The organism is Kribbella albertanoniae, from assembly GCF_004348455.1.
Lineage (GTDB): Bacteria > Actinomycetota > Actinomycetes > Propionibacteriales > Kribbellaceae > Kribbella > Kribbella albertanoniae.
The window spans coordinates 1-4080 of the sequence record NZ_SMKA01000439.1; the positions used below are offsets into that span (position 1 = coordinate 1).

Sequence of the window (4080 nt, forward strand, 5' to 3'; positions counted from 1 at the left end):
CATACCGAGCCAGCAAAACCCGCCCGCCCACACCACAAACCCCATAAGCCGCCAACCGAAAACTCATCCCAGCAAGGTACTCGGAGAAGCCCCTCAACCTGCCCAGGTCACGTCGAAGATCCTGATCAGCTCGCGGCCGTCATCGACGTAGAAGGACAGGAGGCCGACATCGCCGAAGATGCATTGGCGGAAGGCAGCGTCGTCCTGATTCGGAATCTGTGCTTCCCACGGTGCACGAACCAGTTCGGTGACGCGTTCGACCATGGCATCGAAGGCCGATGGTGGAAGTCCCTGGAGCTGAGCCAATGCAGCCGCGTGGAATTCCACGTGATAGGTCACTGTCTGTCGGACCAGCCCGGTATCACTTGCTCAGCCGATACGAATTCCTCTGACCGGCCTTCGCGGGCGGCCTCGCGGGCCCGCTCGTACCCGGGGTTGGCGTACGCAACCGCCCGCAACCGCCAAAGGTGCAGCACGTCCCGCAACTGCTGAAACCGCCAAACCTCGTGTGCCGCATCGAGAGCACCGTGGTAGTCCGCGAGGAACTGCTCATGCCACTCCGCAGGCAGCACCCGGAGAATCTCCGAAGGATCTTCGGGCCCTCCACTCAGCGGCTCAGCGGTCATAGACGAAGGTTACCCCGACCTGCGCAGCCGGACTCAAGTTATCCACACCCGGGACCGCTATCGTGCCGGGGTGTCGCTTCCGCTGCTCTTCCTCGATGTCGACGGTCCGCTGATCCCCTTCGGGGCCTCGCAGCCGTACCCGGCCTACCAGCCGTACGACGACATGAACCCGCTCCTCGACCGCGTCAACCCAGCGCACGGTCCGCGCCTGGCCGGCCTCGGCTGTGAACTCGTCTGGGCAACCACCTGGATGGACGACGCGAACGACTGCGTCTCGCCAAGGCTCGGCCTCTCCGATCTCCCAGTAGTCACCTGGCCCGACTCAACGGGCGACGAGCCCATCGGCCTGCACTGGAAGACCCCCACGCTCGTTCGCCAAGCCGCCGCCCGCCCCTTCATCTGGCTCGACGACGAAATCACCAACACCGACCGCGACTGGGTCCAGGCCCATCACCCAGCCCCAGTCCTCCTGCACAAAGTCGACCCAACCTGCGGCCTCACCGACGCAGACTTCGCCACCCTCCACCAATGGCTAACCACCAAAACCTGACCCAGGACTCCAGCGATGGCTGACTTTCCGCCGTGTGATGATGTTTGTGGCGCGCTTGAGGAGCATGTACGACGGTTCTTCGGTGGGCGCGAGTTGGAGGCGTTCACGTGGAGCGCCGGGCCGGTTCTCGACCAGAATCCGCATTTCCGGGTTCTGAGGGTGCGGCCCAAGACGCGTGGTGGCGTGTGGACGTACTTGTCGATCGGCGGCTGGGCGGCAACGGAGGGGGAGAACCACGGTCTGGAGTTCGTCCTCTGCACCGAATCCGCCGACCCACGCGCAGTTGAACTGCTCGCCATGACGGCTCACTACCACCGTGGCGGCAAGCTCGGGCTAGGCCATACCGTGCCGATCGGTGAGCCATGGCTGCCGGGATCCGCGTGCGATCACCTTCTGGTGAGCCTGCCGTACCCCTTCGGCCCCGACCTCCAGACCTGCCACGTCGGCGACCGCCACGTCGACTTCCTCTGGTTGCTCCCCATCACCGAGGCCGAACGTGCCTTCAAAGTCGCATCCGGCCTGGAAGCCCTGGAGTCCCGCTTCGACCAGGTAGGCCTGCGCTACTGGCAGCCGGGCCGGCCGTCCGCGGTCCGCTCCGATGGCCGCCCCGAGGCTCGCTCTAAGGACAGGATGTAGTCGTCTACGTAGACCGCTCCTCCCGCCTGGGGCTGCCGGGAAGGCGCTGTTGTAGGCGTATACGTCCTGTCGGTCGGGTGCTGGGTTGCGGGTGTAACACTGGTGGTTACGTGGTGAGCCAGCACAGGGGAGCAGCATCCGATGAGTCTTCGGCAGTACGAGTACGCGCTGGCTGTTGCGGAGGAGGGGTCGGTGACGGCGGCGGCGGAGAGGTTGCGGGTGGCGCAGCCGTCGGTGTCGCAGCAGATTCGGGGGCTGGAGCGGGAGCTCGGGGTGCAGTTGTTCGCCCGTACGCCGACCGGTCTGGTACCGACCGTCGTCGGGCGCGCGTTCTTGCGGGAGGCCCAGGTCGCGGTGAACGCGTCCCGCCGTGCGCGGGCAACCGCCCGGGCCGGTGCCGAAGAGCTCGTGGGCGAGCTGGTCGTCGCCGTACAACTGGGCTTTGGGACCCGGCAGTTGCCCGGGGCACTGAGTGCGTTGCGCCGCCGCTTTCCGCGGCTGGAAGTCACCGTCTTCGAGGAGCAGAGCTCGGCTGAGCTGGAGCGCCTGTGCAGTCGCGGCGTACTCGACCTCGCCCTGATGGCCGCCTGCCACCGGAGCCCAGCCAACGCACACCACCTTGGTGTCGAGGAATTCGTTGTGGTGCTGGGCCCCGGGCACAAGCTTCTCGCCGACGACCGGGTCGAGCTTCGCGACCTGAAAGACGAGACCTGGCTGAGGTTCGACCGCGACAGCGCGCTGGACGGCGTACTGCTGAGCGTCCTCCGTGAACACGATCTCGCCCCAACCACAGCCGCTCGCGTCTCGCAGACGTCGACGGCCGTGCGCTGGGCCGCCCACGGGTTGGGCGTGACACTCGTCCCGGCCTCGGTGGTACCCGATGGCCACGAGCACCTCACTCGCCCGGTCGCCCCGGTCGTGACCCAACCCGTCATCGCCGTGGTTCGCGAGGACGCGGGTCCCGCCGAGACGGCCCTGCTCGAACTCCTCCGTCAGGAGACCTGGCCGCTAGAAGACACGCCCGCCGGCATCGACATGCAGCGTGGTCCCGTTGACGTAGCTGGCACGCGGAGAAGCTAGGAAGTAGATCGCCTCAGCAATCTCCGATGCGGCTGCCGTCCGAGCGAGCCCCAATGCCTTTGCCATTCCCTCATTGCCCTCCGGACCCCACTCGGCCAGCACGCCTTCCGTGCGCGTCGGACCAGGCGCAACACTATTGACCCGTACACCGCCCTCCGCGAACTCAGCCGCCCAAGTCCGGGTCAGCGAAGCCAGTGCGGCCTTGGAAGCGCTGTACGCCGAAGTGGTGGCAAAAGCCTTGTGTGCAGCCAATGTGGTGACGTTGACGATGCTGCCCGCACCTTTCGCCAGCATGTGCGGCACGAGTGTCGCGACCAGGAAGTACGCACCCCGCACGTTCGTGTCGAAGATCCGCTCGTAGTCCGCAACGCTCTGCTCAACAGTCAGCGCCGTCGGAAACGCACCGGCGTTGTTGACCAGAATGTCGACCGGCCCACTCTGTCGGCCGAGCTCAGCAACCGACTCCAAGTCAGCCAGATCGCCCGGCACGAACCGAACCGAACCATCCGCCCGCGCCGAATCCACAGCACCCTCACCACGCCGTACATCACGTCCGCTGATGACAACCTCAGCCCCGCCGCGAGCCAGCAGCCGAGCCGTCGCCAACCCGATCCCAGACGTTCCGCCGGTCACCAGTGCGGTTTTACCCTGCAATTCCATTTCACGCTCTCCTAAGAGTTTCAACGCCGGGGATATTCGCCGCCGTCGACGACGAGATTGCTACCGGTCAACCAGCCGGCCCGCTCGGACACCAGAAACAGCACTGCATTGGCAATGTCGTCGGGATCCCCGTCGCGTCCCAATGGAGGTGCGCCGAAGTCCCCGGACGCGCCCTCTAGCTGCGCCCACAGTTCGCGGGTCGCCTCGCCGCCCGGCGTCGCGACCCGGCCTGGGGTCACGGTGTTCACGCGAACGCCGTACGGGGCCAACTCCACCGACAACCCGCGGCTGTAGCTCTCCAACGCCGCCTTCGCCGCGATGTAGTGCAGGAACGGCCCCATCGGCGTAAACACCGCCGCCGACGAAACATGCACGATCGCCCCGGATCGCCGCTCCCGCATTCCCCTTGCCAGCAACGAATCCAGCCGCACAGACGCCAGGTAATTCAGGTCCAGCGCGTCCTGCCACTCCTCATCCGGAATCGCCGAACTGTCCACAAACGGCCGCGCCCCACCCACGTTGTGAACC

7 protein-coding genes are annotated in these 4080 nt (G+C 66.1%); 3 read left to right on the plus strand and 4 right to left on the minus strand.

The window, feature by feature from the left end:
• Positions 1–93 precede the first annotated feature (93 nt).
• Entirely contained in the window at positions 94–327 is a 234-nt protein-coding gene (locus E1261_RS43635) for a hypothetical protein (RefSeq protein ID WP_132416077.1), read from the minus strand.
• Between the two features lie 8 nt (positions 328–335).
• Positions 336–626 (minus strand): DUF6247 family protein, encoded by a 291-nt coding sequence (locus E1261_RS43640; protein ID WP_132416079.1) that lies wholly within the window; start codon positions 624–626, stop codon positions 336–338.
• A gap of 70 nt (positions 627–696) precedes the next feature.
• Between E1261_RS43640 and E1261_RS43645 the strand changes: the two genes are divergently transcribed.
• From E1261_RS43645 to E1261_RS43655, 3 genes are all read left to right on the plus strand, one after another.
• Positions 697–1176, plus strand: coding sequence for an HAD domain-containing protein (locus E1261_RS43645; protein ID WP_132416081.1), 480 nt, complete (start codon positions 697–699; stop codon positions 1174–1176).
• Between the two features lie 15 nt (positions 1177–1191).
• The gene (locus tag E1261_RS43650; RefSeq protein WP_132416083.1) at positions 1192–1812 is read left to right on the plus strand and encodes a suppressor of fused domain protein; all 621 of its coding nucleotides are present in this window, start codon (positions 1192–1194) and stop codon (positions 1810–1812) included.
• Between the two features lie 141 nt (positions 1813–1953).
• The gene (locus E1261_RS43655; RefSeq protein ID WP_132416085.1) at positions 1954–2892 is read left to right on the plus strand and encodes a LysR family transcriptional regulator; all 939 of its coding nucleotides are present in this window, start codon (positions 1954–1956) and stop codon (positions 2890–2892) included.
• Here the strand turns inward: E1261_RS43655 and E1261_RS43660 are convergent.
• Positions 2821–3552: an SDR family NAD(P)-dependent oxidoreductase gene (locus E1261_RS43660; RefSeq protein ID WP_132416087.1), complete on the minus strand. Its 732-nt coding sequence runs from the start codon at positions 3550–3552 to the stop codon at positions 2821–2823. The two genes, E1261_RS43655 and E1261_RS43660, sit on opposite strands and share 72 nt — an antisense overlap.
• Positions 3553–3572: 20 nt before the next feature.
• On the minus strand, positions 3573–4080 hold a 508-nt coding region (locus E1261_RS43665; RefSeq protein ID WP_132416089.1), incomplete at its 5' end, for an SDR family oxidoreductase.

Bases quoted from the DNA above. Each gene is read 5' to 3' on its own strand.
- E1261_RS43640 (WP_132416079.1), bottom strand. From the start codon at position 626: ATGACCGCTGAGCCGCTGAGTGGAGGGCCCGAAGATCCTTCGGAGATT.
- E1261_RS43650 (WP_132416083.1), top strand. From the start codon at position 1,192: ATGGCTGACTTTCCGCCGTGTGATGATGTTTGTGGCGCGCTTGAGGAG.
- E1261_RS43655 (WP_132416085.1), top strand. From the start codon at position 1,954: ATGAGTCTTCGGCAGTACGAGTACGCGCTGGCTGTTGCGGAGGAGGGG.
- E1261_RS43660 (WP_132416087.1), bottom strand. From the start codon at position 3,552: ATGGAATTGCAGGGTAAAACCGCACTGGTGACCGGCGGAACGTCTGGG.